This window comes from Jatrophihabitans lederbergiae (genome assembly GCF_031845305.1).
GTDB lineage: Bacteria > Actinomycetota > Actinomycetes > Mycobacteriales > Jatrophihabitantaceae > Jatrophihabitans_A > Jatrophihabitans_A lederbergiae.
Genome location: NZ_JAVREH010000016.1, coordinates 25,517 through 48,098, shown reverse-complemented (window position 1 = coordinate 48,098; position 22,582 = coordinate 25,517). Strand labels below are relative to the sequence as shown.

Annotated in this window: 11 protein-coding genes; all 11 read left to right on the top strand. The window is 69.6% G+C overall.

The window, feature by feature from the left end; translation table 11 throughout:
- Genes RM423_RS13040 through RM423_RS12990 form a run of 11 tightly spaced genes read left to right on the top strand, consistent with a single transcriptional unit; the run spans position 1 to position 22,531 of the window.
- The gene (locus RM423_RS13040; RefSeq protein ID WP_311423467.1) at positions 1-3,528 is read left to right on the top strand and encodes a non-ribosomal peptide synthetase; all 3,528 of its coding nucleotides are present in this window, start codon (positions 1-3) and stop codon (positions 3,526-3,528) included.
- Positions 3,521-3,721: an MbtH family protein gene (locus RM423_RS13035; RefSeq protein ID WP_311423466.1), complete on the top strand. Its 201-nt coding sequence runs from the start codon at positions 3,521-3,523 to the stop codon at positions 3,719-3,721. The genes RM423_RS13040 and RM423_RS13035 overlap by 8 nt, the downstream gene beginning before the upstream one ends.
- Positions 3,714-5,555, top strand: coding sequence for a fatty acyl-AMP ligase (locus tag RM423_RS13030; protein WP_311423465.1), 1,842 nt, complete (start codon positions 3,714-3,716; stop codon positions 5,553-5,555). Before RM423_RS13035 ends, RM423_RS13030 begins: the two co-directional genes overlap by 8 nt.
- Positions 5,546-6,499, top strand: coding sequence for a TauD/TfdA family dioxygenase (locus RM423_RS13025; protein WP_311423464.1), 954 nt, complete (start codon positions 5,546-5,548; stop codon positions 6,497-6,499). Before RM423_RS13030 ends, RM423_RS13025 begins: the two co-directional genes overlap by 10 nt.
- Positions 6,496-7,461: a condensation domain-containing protein gene (locus RM423_RS13020; protein WP_311423463.1), complete on the top strand. Its 966-nt coding sequence runs from the start codon at positions 6,496-6,498 to the stop codon at positions 7,459-7,461. The genes RM423_RS13025 and RM423_RS13020 overlap by 4 nt, the downstream gene beginning before the upstream one ends.
- Entirely contained in the window at positions 7,361-8,245 is an 885-nt protein-coding gene (locus RM423_RS13015; RefSeq protein ID WP_311423462.1) for an acyl carrier protein, read from the top strand. The genes RM423_RS13020 and RM423_RS13015 overlap by 101 nt, the downstream gene beginning before the upstream one ends.
- Entirely contained in the window at positions 8,238-12,392 is a 4,155-nt protein-coding gene (locus RM423_RS13010) for a non-ribosomal peptide synthetase (protein ID WP_311423461.1), read from the top strand. The genes RM423_RS13015 and RM423_RS13010 overlap by 8 nt, the downstream gene beginning before the upstream one ends.
- The gene (locus tag RM423_RS13005) at positions 12,278-15,109 is read left to right on the top strand and encodes a condensation domain-containing protein (protein WP_311423460.1); all 2,832 of its coding nucleotides are present in this window, start codon (positions 12,278-12,280) and stop codon (positions 15,107-15,109) included. Before RM423_RS13010 ends, RM423_RS13005 begins: the two co-directional genes overlap by 115 nt.
- Positions 15,106-18,876 carry a non-ribosomal peptide synthetase gene (locus RM423_RS13000; RefSeq protein WP_311423459.1) on the top strand — a complete coding sequence of 1,257 codons (3,771 nt, stop codon included), beginning with the start codon at positions 15,106-15,108 and terminating at the stop codon, positions 18,874-18,876. Before RM423_RS13005 ends, RM423_RS13000 begins: the two co-directional genes overlap by 4 nt.
- Positions 18,873-20,780: a non-ribosomal peptide synthetase gene (locus RM423_RS12995; RefSeq protein WP_311423458.1), complete on the top strand. Its 1,908-nt coding sequence runs from the start codon at positions 18,873-18,875 to the stop codon at positions 20,778-20,780. Before RM423_RS13000 ends, RM423_RS12995 begins: the two co-directional genes overlap by 4 nt.
- Positions 20,777-22,531, top strand: a complete 1,755-nt coding sequence (locus RM423_RS12990; protein ID WP_311423457.1) for a class I SAM-dependent methyltransferase — start codon at positions 20,777-20,779, stop codon at positions 22,529-22,531. Before RM423_RS12995 ends, RM423_RS12990 begins: the two co-directional genes overlap by 4 nt.
- Positions 22,532-22,582: the final 51 nt, after the last annotated feature.

Here is a 22,582-nt window from a genome sequence, read left to right as displayed (position 1 = left end):
ATGGCGCTGACCCACGTTCCATCCGCTGCCGGTGTTCTCGCTGAGCTCTGCGGCGAGCTTGCCAAGGTCGTCGGCACTTCCGACGTCCCGGCTGACCGTCCGCTGGTCGCGCTGGGCTTGGACTCGCTCGAGATTTTCGACCTGCTCGATGGGGTGTCGCTGCGCTACGGTGTGGTCCTTCCGCTCGCCGATGTGATGAGCCCCGACCTGACCGTGCGCGACATCGCTGCGCTGATCGAACGGTCCCAAGCCGTGCCGAGCCCGCCGGACCTCCCGCCGCACGGTGTCGGCAACGCGCCGGTCGATCCGGACAGTTATCCGTTGAGCGAGGAGCAGCGGCAGAGCTGGTTCGTCAGCCAGCGCGGACGGGACTTCAACCGGTCACTCAACGAAACCGTCATCCTTGACCTTCGTGGACCCGTCGACCGTGCCGCGCTGACCGCTGCACTGAGCCAGACGATCGCCCGGCACGAAGCCCTGCACAGCGTGTTCCCGCCCAGCGGCGAGCGCCAGAACGTCCGCCCGATCGAGCCGCTGATTTCGACGGTGGATCTGAGGGCAGTCGCCGAACCGCAGCGCTCCGCGCAGCTAGCCGCCTTCGCGCGTCGCGGCGCCGAGCTGGAATTGGAACTCACCACGGGGCCCCTGTACCGCATCGAGATCGCTGTCGTGAGCGAGGAGCACGTGCAGGTGGCTCTGACTGCTCATGACCTGGTCGCCGACGGTGGCTCGTTTCAGGTGATCCTCGAAGAGCTGGCCGCGCTCTACAACGCAGCGGCGGGGACCGAGGCGGCCACCCAGCTCGGGCCGCCAGCCCGCTACCGAACCCACGTCCAGGCGCGGCGCACCTACGCGGCCTCGTCCGAGCACGACATCGATGCGGCTTACTGGCGCCGTCAGTACGCGGCCGGGTTCGCTCCGCCGCGCCTCCCAGTGCCCGCCTCAGACGTCGACGCTGGCCCTAGCGAGATCGTGGAGGTGTTCTCCTCCACGCTCGTGGCGGCCGTCGAGGCTCGGGGGCGGGCACTGGCTTGCACGCCGTTCACGCTGTACCTGGCCGCATTCGCCCAGGCCTTGCACGGATTGACCGGTCAGCAGCGGCTCACGGTGGCCGTGCCGGTGCGGATGCCGCTCGGACCTCGCGCCGCCGAGGTCGTGGGCAACTGCGTCTTCGCCGTCGCTGTCGACAGCGAGCAGCTGTCCGGTGACTCGCTCGCCGGCTACGTCGAGCGAATTCGCCGGCGACTGGCGAGTGCCTTTCAGCACGCACGGTTTCCGCTCGCCGAACTCATCCGCTCCATTCCCGAACCGGTCGGGAGGGACGCCCTGCACCTGCCGGTCTTCAATCAGGTGCCACTGGGGCGGTCGGCGGAATTCCTCGGGTTGACCGCACGAGTTATCCCGGGTGGGCGCCTGGGCGCTCCCGGGGAATGGCAGACGGCGGTCCGTCCCGTCGACGGTGGCGTCGAATTCGTCCTCAACCTCGGGGCAAACAGCCTGTCTCAGGAAACCGCACGCGCGCTTGCCGAGCGAATGAAGGCGGCCTTGGTCCTACTCGCCGCAGCGGAGCTCTCGACAGCGCTTCGGCCGCTCGACCCGCCTACGGATAGCAGGCGCCGCACCGCAACGGCGGACATGACGATGCTCGACCTCGTCAGTCGTCACGTCCTCGTCACCCCGGACGCGACGGCCGTGATCGATGACGAGGGGTCGCTGACGTTCGCAGAGCTCGACGCTCGGGCCGCCTCCCTCGCGGCGCAGCTGCAGGCAGCCGGGGTCGGCACCGAACGCGTGGTCGCCGTCGCCCTCGATCGGTCGGTCGACCTTCTCGTGGCGGTGCTCGCGGTGTGGAAGGCCGGCGGGGCGATCCTGCTGCTGAACGTCGACGATCCGCATGCGCGGCAGGCGCAGATAGTTGCCGACGCCAGACCGGTCGTTCTGGTCACCGCCGACTGCATGCGTGCTCGGCTGCGACCGCTGGGACTACCCGTCATTCTGGTCCACGACAGCGTCAGCCCGCCCGATCACCGGATCTTCGGCCCCGTGCACCCTGACGCTGTCGCGTATGTGGTCTACACCTCGGGATCTTCGGGCAAGCCCAAGGGCGTGCAAGGCACGCATGCCGGGCTGCTGAGCACGTACCAGGGCTGGCAGCAGCTGCTGGACCTCCAGCCCGGGCGAGTACATCTGCAGATGGCCAACGCCAGCTTCGACGGCTTTCTCGGCGAGATCATCCGCGCGCTGGGTTCCGGCGGTTGTCTGCTTATCTGTGCACGGGAAACGATGCTCGACCCGGGTCGCCTGTCGGCTCTCATGGCGGACCGGCAGGTGGCGATCGCGGACTTTGTACCGCTGGTTCTGCGCCGGTTGGTCGCCCACACGGTGGAGACGAAGAGCACCGCATTGGGCAATCTCGCCGTGCTGATCGTAGGCTCGGATCTGGTTCACACGGCCGAGCTTCGTACCGTCCGCGAGCTCATCGCAACGGACGGACGGGTCATCAACTGCTATGGCGTCACCGAGGGCACCATCGACTCCACCGTGGCGGACTACGTCTGGAACGACGAACAACACAGCAACGCCCTGATCGGCGTTCCGATGGCCGGCGTGGAAGCCAGAGTTCTCAACGACGACCTGACGCCGGTCGAGCGGGGCGAGGTCGGAGTGCTCCACCTCGGCGGCGCAGGCCTGAGCCGCGGGTACCTTGGCGACCCGGCGAAGACCGCGGCCGCATTCCGTCCTGATCCGTTCAGCTCGACGCCAGGTGCTCGCCTGTACCGAACTGGGGATCTGGTGCGGTGGTGCGATACGCCCGCCGCCTGGCAGCTGGAGTACCTCGGGCGGGCCGACGCCCAGGTCAAGATTCGCGGATACCGCCTTGAGCTCGGTGAAATCGAAGCCGCGTTGCGCAAGTTGCCCGGGGTCAGCGACGCGGCGGCCGTCGGCGCGGGCTCAGCCGAGCGGCGACATGTCGAGGCGTACGTCGTGTGCGCCGACGACGGCGAATCCGACCAATGGTTCAGCCAGCTGCGCCGCCACCTGCCGCACTACATGCTGCCCGAGCTGCTGACTGTCGTTGTCAGCTTGCCGATCAACGTCAACGGCAAGGTGAACCGTGATGCACTGACCGGTCTAGCCGGCTCGGTGGTGGCCCGGCCCACCGCGGAGGCGCCGTCTGACCAATCCGCGGAGCACCCGCTGGCTGCTGTCGTCCAACGGCTGTCAGCGATCTGGGCCAGCGCCCTGCACCTAGACGTCGGCCAGGTGCCAGTGGATGGCGACTTCTTCGCCATCGGCGGGGATTCCCTCTTGCTCATGCGGGCGATCGGTGAGATCGCGCAGGAGTGGGGGGTCGACGTCACCGTGCGTCAGTTCTTCGATCATCCGACCGTGCGCGAGTTGGCGGGGGTGATCTCCGCGGCACCGCCGCGTCCAGTTTCCAGGCCGAGGTCGGCCATGCGGCGGGTGGAGCGCCGTCCGCTGCCCGGCACGCCAGTTCTCGAGGGGAGCCGCAACGCCCATGAGTGAATCCGAGCAGTACGCCGTCGTTGTCAACGACGAGGAGCAGTACTCGGTGTGGCCCGCCGACCGCGCCCGACCGGCCGGGTGGCATGCCGACGGTTTCGTCGGAGATCGGCAGGCCTGCCTGGACCACATCGAGCAGATCTGGACCGACATGCGCCCGGCCAGCCTCCGTCGGGCAATGGCCGCCGGTGACTGAGCTGCGCGAGCGGTCGGCCGACCCGGTGCACTGGCCGACTCCGGTCGACGTGCCCGGCAGTGATCTGCTGTCGGTTCTCACCAGCCACGCCCGCAGTCGTACGGACGAGGCCGCCCTCATCCAGCTCGGAGCCGACGGCACCGAATCGGCCCGGCTCAACTACCGCGAGCTGTACGAAGGCGCGGCCCGGGTGGCTGGCCAGCTGGCCGAGCACACCATCCCCGGGGATCGGGCCCTGCTTGTTTACGGTTCGTCAGTCGAATTCGCCACAACGCTGTTCGGATGTTTCTATGCTGGGATCGTCGCCGTGCCGGTACCCCTTCCGGACGGGTCGGTCGGCGGAGTGCGTACGTCCCGCCTCAATCGGATCGCCAGTGACTGCCTCCCCCGGCTGGTGCTGGCCGACCAGGCGCCCGCCGACCTCGACATCGCCGCCCTGCCGGTCTTCGACACCCGTGCCGTCGAGGCAGAGTTCGACGGTTCTGACGGTCCGGCCGCTGTGCCGCCGAGCCGGCTGGCGATGCTGCAGTACACCTCCGGGTCGACCGGTTTCCCGCGCGGCGTGCGGATCACCCACGCAAATTTCATCGACAACCTTCGGGCGGCCACCGAGGCCCAGGAGCTCGGCGAGCGGGAACCGGACGAGATCGTCTTCGTCAGCTGGCTGCCGCACTTTCACGACATGGGGCTGGCCCAGATCCTGGCTCCACTCCTGGTGGGTGGCACGGCGGTATGCATGGCGGCCACCGGGTTTCTGCGGTCCCCGGTCGCCTGGCTGGACGCCATCAGCCGCTACCGCGGTCACAGCGCCGCGTCGCCCAACTTCGGCTACGACCGCTGCATCGAGCAGGTCAATCCGGCGCAGAAGGCCGGGCTCGACCTTTCCAGCTGGCGGATCGCGCTGAACGGCTCGGAACCGGTCCGGCCGCAAACCCTGTCCCGCTTCGCCCGGGCCTTCGCGGACTGCGGTTTCGTGGCTGAGTCGTTCCGGCCGTCCTATGGCATGGCTGAAGCCACCGTGTACGTCAGCGGGTTCCGCCGCTCCGATGACGCGCGCACCCTTACGGTTTCCGGCTCCGCCATCGACGCCCGCGGCGAGGTTGTGCTAAACCCGGCAGTCCGCGATGCCCGCGAATATGTCGGCTGCGGTCGCTGGCCGGCCAATCTGGAACTGAGGATCGTCGATCCCGCCACCGGTGCGTCGTGCGCAGCCGACCGTGTCGGAGAAATCTGGCTGCGCGGTCCGGGCGTATCGGCCGGCTATTGGACGAGCAGCCCGAAGTCGCCGACGACGACGGAGGCAGCCGACGACGCTGTCTCGGCGAAGGGGGAGTCGACCGCCGAGCTGCGCACCGGAGACTTCGGTTTCGTCCATCAGGGGCAGCTCTTCATCATCGGCCGGCGTGACTCGGTGATGATCGTCAATGGCCGTAACCATTACGCCGAGGACGTCGAGCGCACCGCGGAGCAGGCGCACCCCGCCCTGCTTCGGGGCGGAGCGGCCGCCTTTCTTGCCGATTCGGGTGCCGCCCGAAAGGCCATAACGATCGTCTGCGAGGTTCGGCGGGACGCCAAGGCGGCGCGCGAGCTCGGCACCGATCGGATGGCCGGTTCCGAGTCGAGCGCTGCGACCCCGGTTCACCAGCGACGCCAGGAGCTGGCGGAGCAGATCACCATGGCCATCCGGACAGCGGTTTCCGTCGACCACTACCTCGCTGTGGCCGACGTCGTGCTCCTGCGCGCCGGCACTCTGCCGCGTACCAGCAGCGGCAAGGTGCAACGCGACCGATGCCGGTCGCTCCTGGCCGAGGGAGGACTGCGGCCATGGCACTGATCGAGTCGTCGCCGACGCTGTATCCGTCCGTCGTTCCGTTCGCCGGCCGGGGCCTGACCGACGTGGTCGCGGATTCGAGGGCTGAATTGCGCCGGGAGCTGCGGAGCTCAGGTGCGCTGCTGTTCCGGGGCTTCGATGTAGGAGGCAGCGAAGGGCAGCAGCGTGCGGTGGAGGCGCTGTCGGGGGTGGCCCTCGGCTACACCGAGCGTTCGTCGCCCCGGCGGGTGGTGAGCGGACGTGTCTACACCTCCACCGACTATCCGGCGTCCGAGGAGATCTTTCTGCACAACGAGAACTCCTACCAGGCGACCTGGCCGATGACGCTGTTCTTCCACTGCGTCCGACCAGCCGACACCAGTGGCGCCACTCCGCTGGCAGACACCCGCCAGATCTTGGCCCGCATCGATCCCGAGGTGGTGTCCGCATTCAGGCGTCGGGGCTGGATGGTCGCGCGAACCTATCGGGAGGATCTCGGATTGTCGTGGCGCTACGCCTTTGACACCGACAGCCGCGCCCAAGTCGAGAGTTACTGCGCGTCGCGCGGCCTGCGCACCGAATGGCTCGGCGCGGACGTGCTGCGGACCGTCGCGTTCCGTGACGCGGTTCATCGTCATCCGGTCACCGGCGCGGACGTCTGGTTCAACCATCTAACCGTCTTTCACGTCTCGACGCTGCCCGACACCGCCCGGCGAGGACTGCTGGAGATGGTGGGTGAATACGAGCTGCCGAGCAACACCTACTACGGAGACGGCGCACCGATCGAGGGCGATGTCCTGGACCACCTGCGCGATTGCTACCGGCAGGCACGCACCCGCTTCGACTACCGGACCGACGACCTGCTGGTCATCGACAACATGCTGACCGCGCACGGACGCGAGCCGTTCACGGGGCCCAGGCAGGTCACCGTGGCGATGGCGGAGCCCTCTGACGGAGCAGTCGAGTGAACGCGGCGTCCGGCCTGGTGGTCGCCGCGTCCCATGCCCAGCAACGGCTGTGGTTTCTGCATCACGCGGCAGCAGACCGCAACGCTCTCACGCTGTCGGGTGGGGTGCGCATCAGCGGCGCGCTCGACCCGGCCGATGTCGCCGCCGCGGTCCGTTCCGCAGGCACGCGCCACGAGGTGCTCCGGTCGGCCTTCCGGATGCTTGACGGCGTCCTGTACCAGGAGATCACCACGGCCCCGCCCGAAGTAGCCTGCGTCGACGTGTCCGCGGACCCGGCTCGGGTCGAGGTCCTCGCCGCGGCGGACGCCGGCGAACCGTTCGATCTCACACGCGCTCCGCTGATCCGGTTCACGCTGGTGCGAGTGGGCCCGGAGCAGCACGTGCTTCTGGTGAGTGCGCATCACGTCATCACCGATGCCTGGTCACTCGAGCTGCTCACTGCCGAAGTTGCGGCCGGGCTCAGGGCCAGGCGCGAGGGCCACCACCTGTCGGCAACACCTCCGGAGCTGCAATACGCCGACTACGCAGCCTGGCAGGACGAGCAGCTGGCAAGCGAGGAGTTTGCAGAGCAAGTGTCCTGGTGGCAGCACCAGCTCGCCGGCGCTCCACGACTGGTGCTGCCGTCGACCCGGGTTCCGGCCGGCCCGTCGCCGGTGGTCGCCGGATTGAGCCTGGTACTGGATCAGGGGCGCACCGCTGCCCTGCGGGCGATCGCCGAAGGCGCCGGCGGCAGCATGTCCACCACTCTGCTGGCGACCTTTCACGCGACGTTCGCAAGGCTCACTAGACAGCACGACCTCGTGCTCGGCAGCACGGTCGCCGGCCGGACGGACCAACCCCGACACCGAGACGATGCTGGGCTTGTTCGCCAACATGGTCGCCGTCCGGCTGCGGATCGACGGCACCGTCGGTTTCTCCCAGCTCGCGGCCCAGGCAGCCCGGGTCTGCGGCCAGGTTTATGAGCGGCAGGAGGTGCCCTTCGATCTGGTCGTCGAACGGGTGGCCAACAAACGCGCCCGCGACGGCCATCCGTTGTTCCCGGTGCTGGTGCAGGCCATACCGCCGGCACCGCGGATGGCAGTGCCGGGGCTGCGCATCAAGCCGCTTCCGGGGCAGCGTCGCGCCTCTGACCTCGACCTGCTCGTCACGGTGACCGAAGCCCTCGGCGAGCTTCGGGTAGAGGTCGACTATCGCGCTGACCGGCACTTGAGGAAGGCGATGACGCAGCTCTTCGACGGCTGGCGGGAGCTGATCGACGCGGTGCTCGACGATCCGGAGCTGCCTCTCGACGCGATCACGCTGACCGGTGCGTTCGACCCGGCCGCTCCCGCTGACTCGGTCGAGGCGCCGGTTGGGTCCGTCGTAACCACCCGAACATCGGCCGTCGACAGCGAGACGGCGGAGGCACTCGGCCTCGTCTGGACCGACGTGCTGGGCACGGCGCCGGAACTGGACTCGAACTTCTTTCTGGCCGGCGGGAGCTCCCTGCAGATGATGGTCCTTCTGAGCAAGGTGCACGCCCGGTTCGGCGTCGACGTACCGCTGGAGGAGTTCCTCACGGACCCGACACCGGCCCGACTGGCTCAGGAGCTGTCACGCAGCGCCGGCGCCCAGTCAGCCGCTAAGGCCCTTGAAGAAGTCCTCGCAGACATCGAGCGGACCAGCGCCGGACCGGTCGCCAGCCGGCCGCCGACCTCGCCCGGGGCAGGAGATTCGATGTCGACTTCGGGAGGCCCCCATGTCTGACGTTGCCGAACGCATCCTCCGACTCACCGGCGAGGAGCGCGGCCGGTTACGCGAGCAGCTGCGCGCGCGGGGCGCGGTGGCTCCGCTGGCGGCCTATGCCGGCTCCGCGCATCCCTGTGCGCCGACCTCCTTCGCGCAACGCCGGGTGCTGTTCCTGCAGGGGCTCGATCCGGCCGCGGCTCATTACCACACGCCGCTCGCATGCAGACTGTCCGGACCGCTCGAGGTGGATGCCCTCCGCTCAGCGCTGCACGCGATGGTGGACCGGCACGCCATTCTGCGCACCACTTTTCCGATCGTCAACGGAGTCCCGGTCCAGCGCGTCGCCACGACCGGTTCGTTGCACGTGCCACTGCTCGACCTGGCGGCGCGCGGGCCGGACGAGCAGCGGACGGAAACGACCCGGGTGTTCACCGAGCTGCGCTCGGCCCCCTTCGACCTGGCCAACTGCCCACCGGTGCGGGCCACCCTCGTCCGCTTGGGCCCGGAGGATCACGAACTGCTGCTGGTGTTCCACCACATCGCGGTGGACGGCTGGTCACTGGCCATCTTCAGCCACGAGCTCGCCGAGTTCTACGCGGCCGGAGTCGAGCGGCGCAACCCGGCGCTGCCCAGCCCGTTGGTCGACTTCGCGGACTTCAGCGCGTGGCAGAACGACTGGCTGGACAGCGAACCCGCCCGCGAGCAGGTGCGGTACTGGGGCGAGCAGCTCGTCGGCCTTCCTGAGCTGCTGGCGCTTCCGATCGATCGTCCCCGCCCGGCAACCCAGACCAGGCGAGGCGGCGTGGTCCACTTCGCTTTGCCCGGTGAGCTTTCCGAACGGCTTTCCGCCCTGGCCATCGCGCATTCCGCCTCGCCGTTCATGGTTCTGTTGGCCGGCTTCACGGTGCTGCTGAGCAGATTCAGCGGCCAAGACGACATCGTGGTGGGCACGCCGATCGCCAACCGGTGGGACGAGCTGACCCATTCGGTGATGGGCTTCTTCGCCAACTCGGTGCTGCTTCGCACCCGGCTGCGTGCCGACCAGCTTCTGACGGAGGTGATCGCCGACGTCCGAGCCACCTGCACGGCGGCCTTCGCCAACCAGGACATTCCGCTGGACGTCATCGCCACTGAGCTGATGCCGACGCGCGACCTCGACCGGAATCCGCTCTATCAGGTGAACTTCACGCTGCACAACACACCGGAACTGGTCAAGGCGGCTGGGGCGCTCACGATCACTGAGGTGCCCTTCGACACCGGCACCAGCCGTTTCGACCTCGACCTCAACATCTGGCGGGACGACGCGGGCTACGCCGGATATATCGAGTTCGCCAGTGACCTGTTCGACCGCGCGACCGTCCAGCGGCTCGTCGACTCGTTCACCGTGTTGCTCACAGCGTTGTGCGCTGACCCGGCCCAGACAGTGCGTGACATCCCGATCATCGAGGCCGCCCCGCGGGGGCTGGCCGGCCCGGTGGTCGCTGGTGACCTCAGCTGCATCGACGCCCAGATCGCCGCGCGGGCGGCCGACCAGCCGAACGCGATCGCGATCACCTCGCCGGACGGGGCCACCCTGAGCTACCGGCAGTTCGACGATGAGGTGAACCGGCTGAGCAATCATCTGCGCAGCCGCGGCGTGGTTCGGGGCGACCTGGTGGGTGTGCTGCTGCCGCGTTCAGCGGAGCTGGTGGTGGCGCTCGTGGCGGTGGCTCGAATTGGCGCTGCCTGTGTGGTCGTCGACCCTGGCGATCCGGCGCCGCGCCGGCGTCGCATCCTTCTGGACAGCACGATGGTGGCGCTGATCGGCAGATCGGCAGCGGCCGACTCGCCTGTGCCGGTGATCGATCCGGCCGATGCGGCCGGCGCCTCGAGCGCGCCACCCGACCGGGTTCACGGTCTCGACGACGTGCTGTACGTGATGTACACCTCGGGCTCGACCGGAAGTCCCAAGGGCGTCGCCGTTGCACACCGGGGCGTCGCCAACTACCTGCGTTGGTTCGCCTCGGTAGCGAACCTGAGCGATCCGCGCGGCGTGCCGCTGCACTCGGCCGCGGCGGTCGACCTCAGTGTCACCAGCATCCTCGGCCCGCTCACTGCCGGCGGAACCATCGTGCTGCTGCCTGAGTCGATCACCCCCGGTGAGTCGCTGATCAATTGGGTGAAGGGCGGCGGGTCGGCCCCGATGCTCAAGCTGACGCCGTCACATCTGCGGATGCTCAGCCGGGCCGGGTTGACCGAGCAGCTGTCCGGGCACGTCGACGTTCTCGTCGTCGGCGGTGAAGCGCTGTACCGGTCCGACGTCGAGGAACTGTGCCGCAGCCGGCCCGAGCTTCGCGTCGTCAACGAGTACGGCCCTACCGAGGTGTCGGTCGCCTGCGTCGCCCGCGACTACGACGGCCAGGAGCCGTTCGAGGCGGTGAGCATCGGCCACCCCATCGACAACACCGTGGGGTACGTGCTCGACGAGCGGCTACGGCCGGTGCCGGACGGCGTGGTGGGGCAGCTGTACGTCGACGGGGTCGGGCTTGCCCACGGCTACCATTGCCGGCCGGCGTCCACCGCGTCGGCGTTTCTGCCCGACCCGTTCAGCGAACGGCCGGGGGCGCGCATGTACGCCACCGGTGACCGGGTACGCCGCCTTGTCGACGGGTCATTGCAGTACGTGGGGCGCATCGACGATCAAGTCAAGATCCGGGGCAATCGGGTCGAGGTAGGGGAGGTGCGCGCGGCGCTGCTGGCCTGCCCCGGGGTGCGTGCGGCGGCGGTGGTGGCCGAGGCGAGTTCGGAGGACCACCATCAGGAGCTGGTGGCCTACGTCGAGGTCCAGCCGGCCGATGAGGGAAGCGGCGCCGATGGCACGTCCGGAGCTCTGGCCGAGGAGCGACGGTCGGCCTGGCGCTCGATGTACGCCTCTGTGTACGGCCCGCTGTCGGCTGCCGACGCCGGGGCGGAGTTCGCCGGCTGGACCGACAGCTACACCGGCGCCGCACTGCCCGCCGCAGACATGGCGCAGTGGCGGCAGGCTGTCGTCGATCGAATCCTGCCACTGCATCCGAAACACGTGCTGGAGATCGGCTGCGGAACCGGGCTGATCCTGTGTTCGGTGGCGCCGCACTGCCTCTCCTACCTCGGCACCGACCAGTCGCCCGAGGCGTTGGCCTTCGTGGCCGACCGGCTGGCGTCCGCACCGGAAGTTCACGACGTGCGGCTCGAGCCGGCGGCCGCTCACGAGGCCGCCGACGCGGTCGAGGCCGGCCACCCGGTGGACACCGTCGTCATCAACTCGGTGGTGCAGTACTTTCCGAGCGCCAGCTACGCCCGCCAGGTCATCGAGCAATGCCTGGTCGTGATGTCCGAAGGCGGGCAGATCGTCATCGGAGACGTCCGCAGCCTGGAGTTGCTGCGGTTGTTCCACACGTCGGTGGCCCTGCGCGCCGCAGCGCCCGGCGACCGGGTTGCCGTCCTGCGGGCCAGGATGGCCCGGCTCGACACCCACGAGGACGAGCTGTGCCTCAGCCCCACGTTCTTCAGCGATCTGGTCGCAGCCCATCCCCGAATCTCGGCGGCCCGCATCGAGTGGCGCTCAGCTCCGGTCGACAACGAGCTGACCCGCTTCCGCTACGACGTCGTACTGAGTGTCGATCGGGAAGCAGCCGTCGGGCAGCCTGGCCGACCGCGCCCCGCCCCAGCGCCTCGCGAGTTGAGCTGGGCGGCCGAGGACGGCGCGGGCGCGATCGAGGCCGTGCTGCGGGCGGAGCGGCCCGACGCGCTGCTGGTCCGGGGCGTGCCGAACGCCCGGCTCGCCGGGCTCGTTGCCGAGCAGACGGCCCTGGTGGCCGCGCATCCGGCCGATGCCTTCGCCACCGTGACCCGCGCGGCGGATCAGGCACTGGCCGCGCGGCCGCGGGTTCCGCATCCGTCCGAGCTGGCCGAACTCGCCGCACGGGCCGGATATGAGCTGAGCCTCGATGTTCTGCCCGCCGGGGACGACGGCCGCACAGCCGGGCGCCGCGCGCCAACAATCCGCTGCGCCAGCGACGCAGTGAGCAGTTGCTCGCCGATGTCCGGAGCGCCCTGGCCGACCAACTGCCGCCGGCGATGGTTCCGACAGCGCTGGTGGCTGTGCCGGCGATTCCCAGCACGGGCGGCGGCAAGGTCGACGTAGCGGCGCTGCGAACCTTCCGCTCCGTGCCACGGAAAACCGGAGCGGGTGCCGTTGCCGCCGGCCCCGTACCCGCACTCACGCCCGTCCAGGCGGCGATCGCGACCGTGTGGACCGAGCTGCTCGGCGTAGTCGACCCGCGCCCGACCGATGACTTCTTCGCGCTGGGTGGCCATTCCCTGCTGACCTTTCAGCTCGTCTACCGGCTGCGGGAGGCCCTAGGCGTCGAGCTTCCGGTGCGCACGCCGTTTCAACGTCCCACGTTGGCCGGGCTCGCCGGCGCCATCGAGGAACTGCTCGCGCAACCGGCACCGACCGACACCGCGCCGGACGACGGACCCGCCTGGACCGGCCCGCCGCCAGCTTCGTCCGCGCAGGCCCGGCTCTGGTTCGTGCAGCAGCTGGATCCAACAGCCTTCCACTACAACGTTCCCATCTACGCCAGCCTGGACGGGCGCCTCGACGTTGCGGCCCTGACCGCCGCTATCGACGGGGTGGTTGCGCGGCACGCCCCGCTCCGCACGGTGTTCGCGACTGTGGACGGCACCCTGCGCCAGCTCGTGCAGAGCCCGCAGCCGATCCCGGTCGAGCAGCTGGATCTGCGCAGCGAGTACACCGCCGATGCGGCGGCCGCCGACCAGCACGTCCACCAGCTCGCCGAAGCCGCCTACCGCCGTCCGTTCGATCTCTCCCGCGACATTCCCATCCGGCTGTCCATCATCGCCCTCACCGACGAGCGCCATGTCATCCTGCTCACCCTGCATCACATCGCCTACGACGCATGGTCCCTGAAGATTTTCTTCGACGAGCTCGCGGCCGGCTATGCCGCGCATGCCCAGGGCCGGCCGCTGGTCGTGCCGCCGCTCACCACCGAGTACGTGGACTACGCGCTGGCACAGCAGCGCCAGCTCGAGAAGGGTTCGCTCACCCCTGCGCTGGAGTACTGGCGCCGGCAACTCGACGGCGTGGAGGGCCTTTCGGGGCTGCCGTTGGACCGGCCGCGGCCGACGCGCCCGTCGTTCGTGGGAGAGCGCCTGTCCTTCCGCATCGAGGCTGAGACGACCGCGGCTCTGCGCCGGCTGGGCACGATGGAGAACGCCACGCTGTTCATGTTGTTGGTCACCGCGCTGGCGGTTGCGATGGCCGAGCGCAGCGGCGACACCGACGTCGCGATCGGCACCGACGTCGCCAGTCGCGCCGGCACCGAGGTTGAGCGGTTGATCGGATTCTTCGTCAACCAGGTCGTCCTGCGGTGTGGTGTGGAATCGGGTTTGCTCTGGCGGGTATTGGTGAACCGGGTTCGTACCACCGTCCTGGACGCCTATGCCCATCAGCATGTGCCCTTCGATCAGGTGGTGCGAGCGATCAATCCGAGGCGCTCCCGCGAGCAGAGTTCCCTGTTCAGCAGCAAGATCGTTCTCAACAACGCGCCGGCGGCGCCGGGTTCGCTGACCGGCCTGCAGGTGACGGCGTTGCCCTTCGAGCTGCGGACCGCTCGCTTCGACCTCACGGTGCTGCTCGAGGAAAGTGACGGCGGCATCGACGGAATCTGGGAGTACGACGGAGAGATCTTCGACGCCCGTGGCATGAGCCGGTTGTGCGCCCGCTTCGTGGCCCTGGTCGACGAGCTCTCGACTCAGCCAGATCGTCGCCCGTCGGTCGGCGTGCGCGAAGCCAGTGTGGCACTCGACGCACCAGCGCCGAAACAGCATCGCGCTCGTCTGCGCCGGAAGCCGACGCCGGTTTCGGGCGCCGGTCCCGACGTGACCCGCGAACCGGCGGAGCCCGCAACGGCCGGCGTCGTGAGCTACCTGCGACGGCGACCCGGAATCGAGCTGGCCACCTGGGCAAGGGCGCATCGTGCGGAGATCGAGGCCGATCTCGCGGTGCACGGGGCGGTGCTGTTCCGCGGCTTCGACGTCACCGAGCCCGAGGCGTTCGAGGCGTTCGCCGCTCAGTTCGTCGACCAGCTGCTGACTGACAACGGTGAGCATCCTCGCGCGGTCATCGGCGGCAGCGGCAACGTGTACACCCCGGTGTTCTTCGCGCCGGAGGAGAAGTTGCTGTGGCACAACGAGAACACGTTCAACGCCACCGCACCGGCCCGACTGTTCTTCAGTTGCGCGCAGGTCGCCGAGACCGGCGGCCAGACTCCGATCAGCGACTCGCGGGCTGTGTTCGACGCCATTCCGGCCGAGCTGCGCGACCGCTTTGTGCGACTGGGAGTTCGGTACGTCCGCGTCTACCTGCCCGAGCTTGGCGTGCCCTGGCAGGACGTATTCGGCACGTCTGACCGCGCGCTGGTCGAGGAGCGGTGCCGACGCAGCGGCATCACTTGGTCGTGGGAGGCAGACACCCTGCGCACGGAGTGCGTCCGGCCCGCGGCGATTCGGCATCCGGTCAGCGGGGACTGGTGCTGGACGAACCAGGCTCAGCACTGGCACCACGCCTGCCTGCCCGAGGCTGCCCGGGCCGCGCTGCGAGACGTGGTCAGCCACGACCGGCTGCCGCGCGACTGCACCTACGGAGACGGTTCACCCATGGCCGACGAGGACATCCGGCGAGTTCTGGCCGTGTACGCCGAACACGAGCGCAGCTTCGACTGGCGGGTCGGCGACCTGTTCATGATCGACAACGTCCGGTGCGCGCATGCCCGCAACAGCTACACCGGCGCCCGGCGACTGCTGGTCACCATGGGAGGCGAGGTGGAGAACCGGTGACCGGATCAAGCGCGCGGGTCGAGACGGCTGCCGAAGCAACCTCAGCCAGCATCGACGTCTACGTGACCTCGGAGCAGCAGCGGTTGCTGTGGTCGGAGTCCGGTGGCGGTTGCGCCGAGCTGTCGTTCGCGCTGCCGGCCCGGTTCGACTCCGGGGCGGTACGGGCGGCCTGGGACGCCGTCGTCGCCCGTCACGAGATCCTGCGCACCCGCCTGGAAGTCCACAGCGAATTCGACTTGCCGGTGCAGGTGGTCTCGCCGGCCGGTTCGGCCGCCAGCGGCCAACTCAGCGGCCCGGAAGCTGCAGGCGATGCCGATCGGTGGACTCTGGTACTGCCGGCTCTGGTCACGGACACGGCTGGCCTGCTCGTGATCGCACACGAGCTGTCCGAGGAGCTGACGGGTCATACGCTCAGTGCTGATCCCGTGCAGTACAGCGAATACGCCGACTGGCAGCAGACGCTGGCCGGGAGCCCGGAGCAGCTGGCGGCGGCTGCCGAGCAGGTCCGCACAACCGAGCAGCCGATCACCCCGTTTGCGCTGCAGGCGGGCGTTGTCGAGACGGCCAGTCGGCGGATTGCCGTCACCCGAAAGCTTTCCGGCACGACCCTGCGCGGCCTGCGGGACATTGCCGAGGCCGTCGGGGGCGACCTCGAGGCGGTTCTGCTGGCCGGATGGCAAGCGCTGGTGGCACGCAGCAGCGCCTCGGAGTCGGTGGTGACAGACGTCCTGGTGCCGGCCCGCGGTGACGATCTGGACCAGGCGGTGGGACCGTATGCCAAGTGGGCCCGCCTGATCGGGGAGCCGACGGCGGAGAAGTCGATCGCCACAACGGCGCGGGCCGTTGCTGAGGCGCTCGGTGAGCTTCGAGACGCCGGTGACTTTCTGCCGGCCGGCGCGGGGGACGACGCGCTGACCAGCGGAACCGGATTCGCCTTCACGCCGGTTCCGCCCGCCGCGCCTGAAAGCAGATTGCTTGTGATCGACGCCTATACCGACACCCGCCGGCACCCGGTAGCCCTGAGCTGCCTGGCCTTTTCCGATCGCGTGGGCGTCCGGCTCACCGCGACCGAGGAGGTACTGCCCGCGGGCTACCTGGACGACCTCGCGAACCAGTACCTGACGTTGCTGGCCGGGGTGGCGGGTGCGCCAGAGACTCCGATCGGGCGATGTGTGCTGGCCGATCCGCTCACCGCAGTGCCGCCCCTCCCGTCAGCGTCTCCCAGCCGGCACCCGCAGCCAGCTCCGGAGCACCTCACCGACACGCTCACCCATCGGGTGCACCGCATCGCCCACCAGCATCCCGACCGGATAGCCGTGGCGGGCCCGGAGGGGTCACTCGACTATGCCGACCTGGACCGCCTGGCGGCAGCCCTGGCCGGTCGGCTGCGCCAACGCGGCATCGGCACGGGTGACCGGGTGGGCCTGTGGGCGGTGGCCGACCAGTCCAGCGTGATCGCCATGCTCGGGGTGCTGCGCAGTGGAGCCGCGTTCGTGCCGGTCGACCCGGCGCTGCCCTACGCTCGCGCCGCCCTGATCCTTGCCGCCGCCGGTTGCCAGGTGTTGCTGACCGGCGCCGCCGATACACCGTGTCCCACCGGGGTGGAGCTGATGTCGGCGACCGGTCCGGCCACCGTCGATCGTCGCGAACCGGTGCCGCCGCCGGATCCCGAGGTGGCGACCGCGCCGGCGTATGTCTTGTTCACCTCCGGCTCGGCCGGGGTGCCGAAGGGGGTCGTCGTCACTCGATCGGCGCTGGAGAACTATCTCCGGGCGGCCGCCGAGACCTACCTGAGCGACGGCGGGGGCACGGCGGTACCCACCTCGCTCGCCTTCGACCTGACGGTCACCAGTTTGTTGCTGCCACTGGGAGCCGGCCAGCGGGTGGTCATCGACCCGGCGCTGCGAGAACTCGACAGCCTCGCCGCCCGGTTGCGACGGGAGCAAGACCTGACGCTGCTCAAGCTGACTCCGTCGCATCTGGCGGCGCTCACGCAGCTGCTCGGCAGCACTGGCCTGGCCGGCCGCGCCAGGGCACTCGTCATCGGAGGCGAGGCCCTGGACGCCAGCACCCTCGCCGCGTGGCGTTCGACTGCCGGCGGAACGAGGCTGATCAACGAGTACGGCCCCACCGAGGCGACGGTAGGTTGCGCCACCTACGAGATCGGGCCGTCCGATCCCGGTGCCGGCCCGGTTCCGATTGGCACCGCTTTCGCCGGCGCGGACCTACACGTCCTCGACACCGCGGGCGATCCGGTACCGCCCGGCGTGGTCGGGGAGCTGTTCATCGGCGGGCCGGGGCTGGCTACCGGTTACCTCGACGACCCGCGGACGACCGCCGAGCGGTTCCTGCCGCACTCATGGTCGGCTGTCGCCGGCGAGCGGCTCTACCGCTCCGGCGACCTGGTATGCCGCCGCCCGGACGGAACGTTGCTGTTCCTCGGCCGCGCCGACGACCAGGTCAAGATTCGTGGTTTCCGCGTCGAGTTGGGCGAGGTTCGCGCAACGCTGGTCGCCCATCCGATGGTGCGGGAGGCCGCCGTCGTCCTGGACACCGAGGCCGCCGGGCCGCCGCGGCTGATCGCCTATCTCACTCCGACGGCGGCCGGTGATGCGAACCCGCAGGCGTGGGCGGACATCCAGGAGCACCTGGGTACCGTGCTGCCGAGGGCGATGATTCCGGACACGGCGCGCTGGGTTGCGGAGCTGCCGCTGACGGTGAATTCCAAGCTCGACGTCGCGGCGTTGCGCGAGGTGGGCCGTAGCGCATCCGCCGGTTCTCCCAGCCGTCCGCTCACCTGGGACGAGGCCCGCGTCGCCAGGCATCTGGGCGAGCTTGTGCGCGCCGAGATCAACGACCCGTCGGCTTGCTTCTTCGCCGTCGGCGGCCATTCGATGCTCGCGATACAGCTGATAGCCCGCCTCAACGAGGAGTTCGGTACCCAGTTGGTGCTCGGCGACCTGTTGCGGGACGCCGGCGACGGCACTGCGGCCGACAGCGTCGAACGCCTGGCCGCGTTGGCCGTCCAGCGCCGTTCGCAGGATGCCGGCAGCAGTCCGCTGGTGGCGCTGCGAGCCGGAGCCGGGCCGGTGCCCCTCTTCTGCGCCCATTCAGCGGGCGGTGAGGTCGCGGAGTTCGGGTCACTCGCCGCGCGGCTTGTCTCCGGTCGGCCGGTGTGGGGGCTGCAGGACCCTGTCCCGCGCGCTGGCCACTGGCGGATCGACGCCGCCGGACAGCGTTTCGGCGCGACGGTCATTGCCCGAACCGGCGGCGGGCCTGCTGATATCGCCGGGTGGTCGATGGGCGGGCTGATCGCCCTGGAAACCGCACGGGAGGTGCAACGCGCGGGAGGTCGCCTTCGGCAGCTGATCCTGATCGAGTGCTATCCACCCCAGGTTCTGGACCAGTTCCATGCAGCCCATCCCGCCGGTGCCCGCGTGCTTTCGCCGCTGGCCGAGCTCGATCAGCAGGCGCAGTCCTGGCCCGCCGCCGACCGGGCCGACCTCGCTCGGCGACGCGAGTGGTACGAGGTCCACCAAGAGGCCGCCGGCGTCCACCGCCCGAGCCATTTCGACGGTCACACGCTCGTTGTCTTCGCTGCCGATCAGCCCGCCGACTTGCGCGCCGCCGCGCGGGCGGAATGGTCCCGCCTGCTGCCGAACGCCCGCTTTCACACCGTCGCAGGCGATCACTTCTCCGTGTTGGCCGATCCGGGCGAACTCGTCCACCTCATCGACGACGATGAGACCCCCGGAGCGCAGGCGTGACCCCGGCCGGACGCGCCCGCGACGGGGCCGGCGACTCGGTGCTCGCGATGTTCGCGCGCCAGGTGGCCCTCACGCCGGACGCCATTGCGGTAGAAGACCGCGGGGTCGCGATCAGCTATCGTGCCCTCGCCGCGCGGTCTGCCCGGCTGGCCGCCGAGCTGGCCTCTCGGGGAGCCAGCCGGAACCGGGTCGTCGGCCTGTGCGTCGACCGGTCAGCTCGGCTGCCGATTGCGATCCTGGCGATTTTGGCGGCCGGTGCGGCGTACCTGCCGCTGGACCCGGCCTATCCCGCCGCTCGCCGCAGCTTCATGCTCACCGACAGCGAAGCCACCGTCGTGCTGGCCCAAGCGGATCTTATTACGGACCTGGACGTGCCGGCCGGAGTGCACGTCATCGACATCGACAGCCTGCGCCCTGATGCTGATGCTGATGCTGATGCTGATGCTGATGCTGATGCCGATCACGGACCGGTCCACGGCAGCTGGCCCAGCCTTGAGGGTGACACGGCCGGACCGGACGACCTCGTCTATGTCATGTACACGTCCGGCTCGACCGGCGTGCCCAAGGGAGTGGCGATGCCGCACCGGGCCATGACCACCCTGATCGGTTGGCAGGTGAGTGCTTCTCGATGTGGCGTGGCCGCCCGCACCGTGCAATTCTCGGCCGCGAGCTTCGACGCTTCGTTCCAGGAGATGTTCAGCACCTGGGCAGCCGGCGGCACGCTAGTGATGATTCCCGAGCCGATCAGGCGTGACGCCGGTCGACTGCTGGGGTTCCTCGTCGAGCGCCGGATCGAGCGGATCTTCCTGCCGTTCGTCGCCCTGCAGTCCCTGGCTCAGCAGGCCGATCGGGCGAAGTGCTATCCGCTCGCGCTGCGCGTGGTGATCACGGCCGGCGAGCAACTCGTCGTCACCCCGGCGCTGCGCGCGTTGTTCGCCCGCTGCCACCACGCTCGCCTGACCAACCAGTACGGGCCATCGGAAACCCACATCGTCACATCGCTGGCGCTAGGCCCCGATCCGACCGCGTGGCCCGAGCTGCCGGCCATCGGCGTACCCATCGACGGCACCCGCATAACCGTGGTCGACGAGCGGGGCGATGTCGTCACCGACGGAGTGACCGGTGAAATCGTCATCGCGGGAAACATGGTCGGCCGGGGCTACGTCGGACGACCGGCGCTCACCGCCGACCGGTTCCGTCCCGAGCAGGCCGGGCCGCCAGGAGCACGGGCGTACCGCAGCGGCGACCTCGGCCGCATCGAGCCGGACGGCACAATCGCCTGGCTGGGCAGGCGGGATCACCAGCTGAAGATCAGGGGCTTTCGGGTCGAGGTCGGTGAGGTTGAGGCCGCTGTCAAGAGCCTGCCCGGCGTACCCGACGGCGTGGTGGTGGTGACCAGCGGGCCGGACGGCAAACGGCTGGTCGCCTTCGTCGAGTCGCTGGATCGGTCCGCGCGTAACCTGCTCGAACAACTCCGCCGCACGCTGCCGGACTACCTGGTTCCCGTCGCCGTCGTGGTTCTGGACCGCCTGCCGTTGACCCCGAGCGGCAAGGTCGATCGACTCGGTCTGGCCACCCGTCCGGTGGTGGTGACCGGCTCGGCCGGCGATTCCGAGGTGCCGGTGGAAGAGGCGGCATGGGCTCCGCTCGCGGGCCTGTGGCGGGAAGTCACCGGAGCAGAAGGCGTGGGCGCGCATGACAGCTTTTTCGACCTGGGCGGCTCGTCCCTCAGCGGCATGGTGTTGATAGAAAAGCTGACGGCTCACCGCTCGTCGGGGGCGGCCGCATCCGACGACCTGGATCTCGACGTGCTGCTGGACCACCCCACCCCGGCCGCGATGGCGGCCTGGCTCGGCTGGAGCGACGACCCGGCCGCATCGATCACCGGGGACGGCCAGTCGTGAAGCTTCTGTGGCTGCGTCACTTCGACCTTCCGGTTGCGACCATTGCCGTCGGACCTGCTGGTGATGTCACGGTCGACCTGGCTGACGCCAGCCGGTTGCGGCTGGACGTCGACGGCTTTCGCCACGACCCCGTCGCGAGCCGCGCGGGGACCGGTCACCGGCCGTGCCCTGCGGTCCAGGCTCACTACCGGGGGCACCGGCTCGAGCTTCGGCATGACGGCACGGTTGTCGATGAGCAGCTGATGCCCGGAGCAGTGCGGTGGACCAGCGCCGACGCCGATGCCGTCACCGTGTTGACCGCGGACGGCGACCTCAGCCGGTGGCGGACCGACGCCCCGGTCGCCACCCTGGCCCGATTGACGGCAGCCGAGGTGGACTGGCTGGCCGGTGCCGCCGATCAACGACCGGTGCACCCTGGTCATGCCCTGCTCGGAGCCGGCTTTGCGGTCCGGCGGCTGTCCGGTCTGCACGCCGCCGGCATCCTGACCGGCGCGGAGCGCGACAACGCCCTGGTCCGGCTTGGCCAAGCGTGCGGCGACGGGCCGCTTGCCGCTGGCGAGTGCCTGGCGCTGGCCGACGCCCTCTGCCGGACGGGGAAGCTCCGGGACGCCCTGCCTCGCTACCAGGCCGCCGCTCGTGACCCGGGACTGCGCGCGGCAGCTCTGCGCGGTGCGGCGCGGTGTCTGGCCGTCCTCGATGCGCCTCGAGCCGCCGAGCTCGCATATGCACGGCTGGCCGAGTTGCAGAGCCTGGAGCTGGACCCGGCCGCCGTGCGCAGTGCCGTGCGCGCCCTGAGCGCATCCGGCCGGCCTCGGTCCGTCCAGCTAGGCAACGAGCTGCTACTGGCCACCGACCCGGACGCCACCGAGCCGGACGCCACTGACCCGGACGCCACTGACCCGGCCGCAACGGATGCCGGAGCCGGCTCGGCTGGTCTGTCGACCCAGCTCACCGCGGTGCAGGCGCTGCAGGAACAGGGCCTGCTGCCGAGCGAGAGCGGGGCATCCGGCTTTCACGCGGGCTGGTATCACAGCTTCGACCACGCATCGGCGGCCGACACCGCGAAGAAGACGCTGGAAATGGTCAACGTCTTCGGGCACGTGGGTGACAGGCCGGTTGCTCGGATGCGCACGCTGGACATCGGCAGCGGCACCTTGCGGTACCCCCAGGCGCTGGCGCGGCTCGGGGCGTGCTCGGTCGGCATCGATCTCGAGAGTTCCGGCGTCGTCGGCCTGCCGGCCGACGTTCGGCGGCGGTTCGTCCAGGCCGACGGCACGATGCTGCCCTTTGGCCCGAACACCTTCGATCTGATCACGTGCGCGATGGGAACCGTCAACCACCTCTCCGCCTGGCAGCGCGGTGAGCTGTTCGCCGAGGCGCGCCGCACCCTCGTACCCGGGGGCCAACTTGCCGTCACGGCGTGGGACCCGCGCAGCTTGGCACAGGACTTCCTGGCCATGTACTCCGCCGGCGACCGAGCGGCGTTGCGGTCCGGCCTGATCACCCGCGAGGAGCTGGCCGGTGAGGCTCGCGCCGCCGGGCTGGAGGGTATCGACGTCAGCCCGTTCGCGGTGTTTCCGGACGCGGTGGCGACCGCAATCAGCCTCGGGGTGGACGGACAAGTGTGGATCGCGCTGCTTGCCGCCCTCGATGAGGCCGCCCGTGTGAGTGCCGGTGCCCATGGCGGCGACGCCGTCGGCCAGCTGTTCCTTCTGTTCGCCCGCAAGAGCGAGTTCTGCCAGCTCCGATGATCTGACCACCCGCCACCCCTACTGAGCGGAAGGCAAGGCGCCCAATTGCGC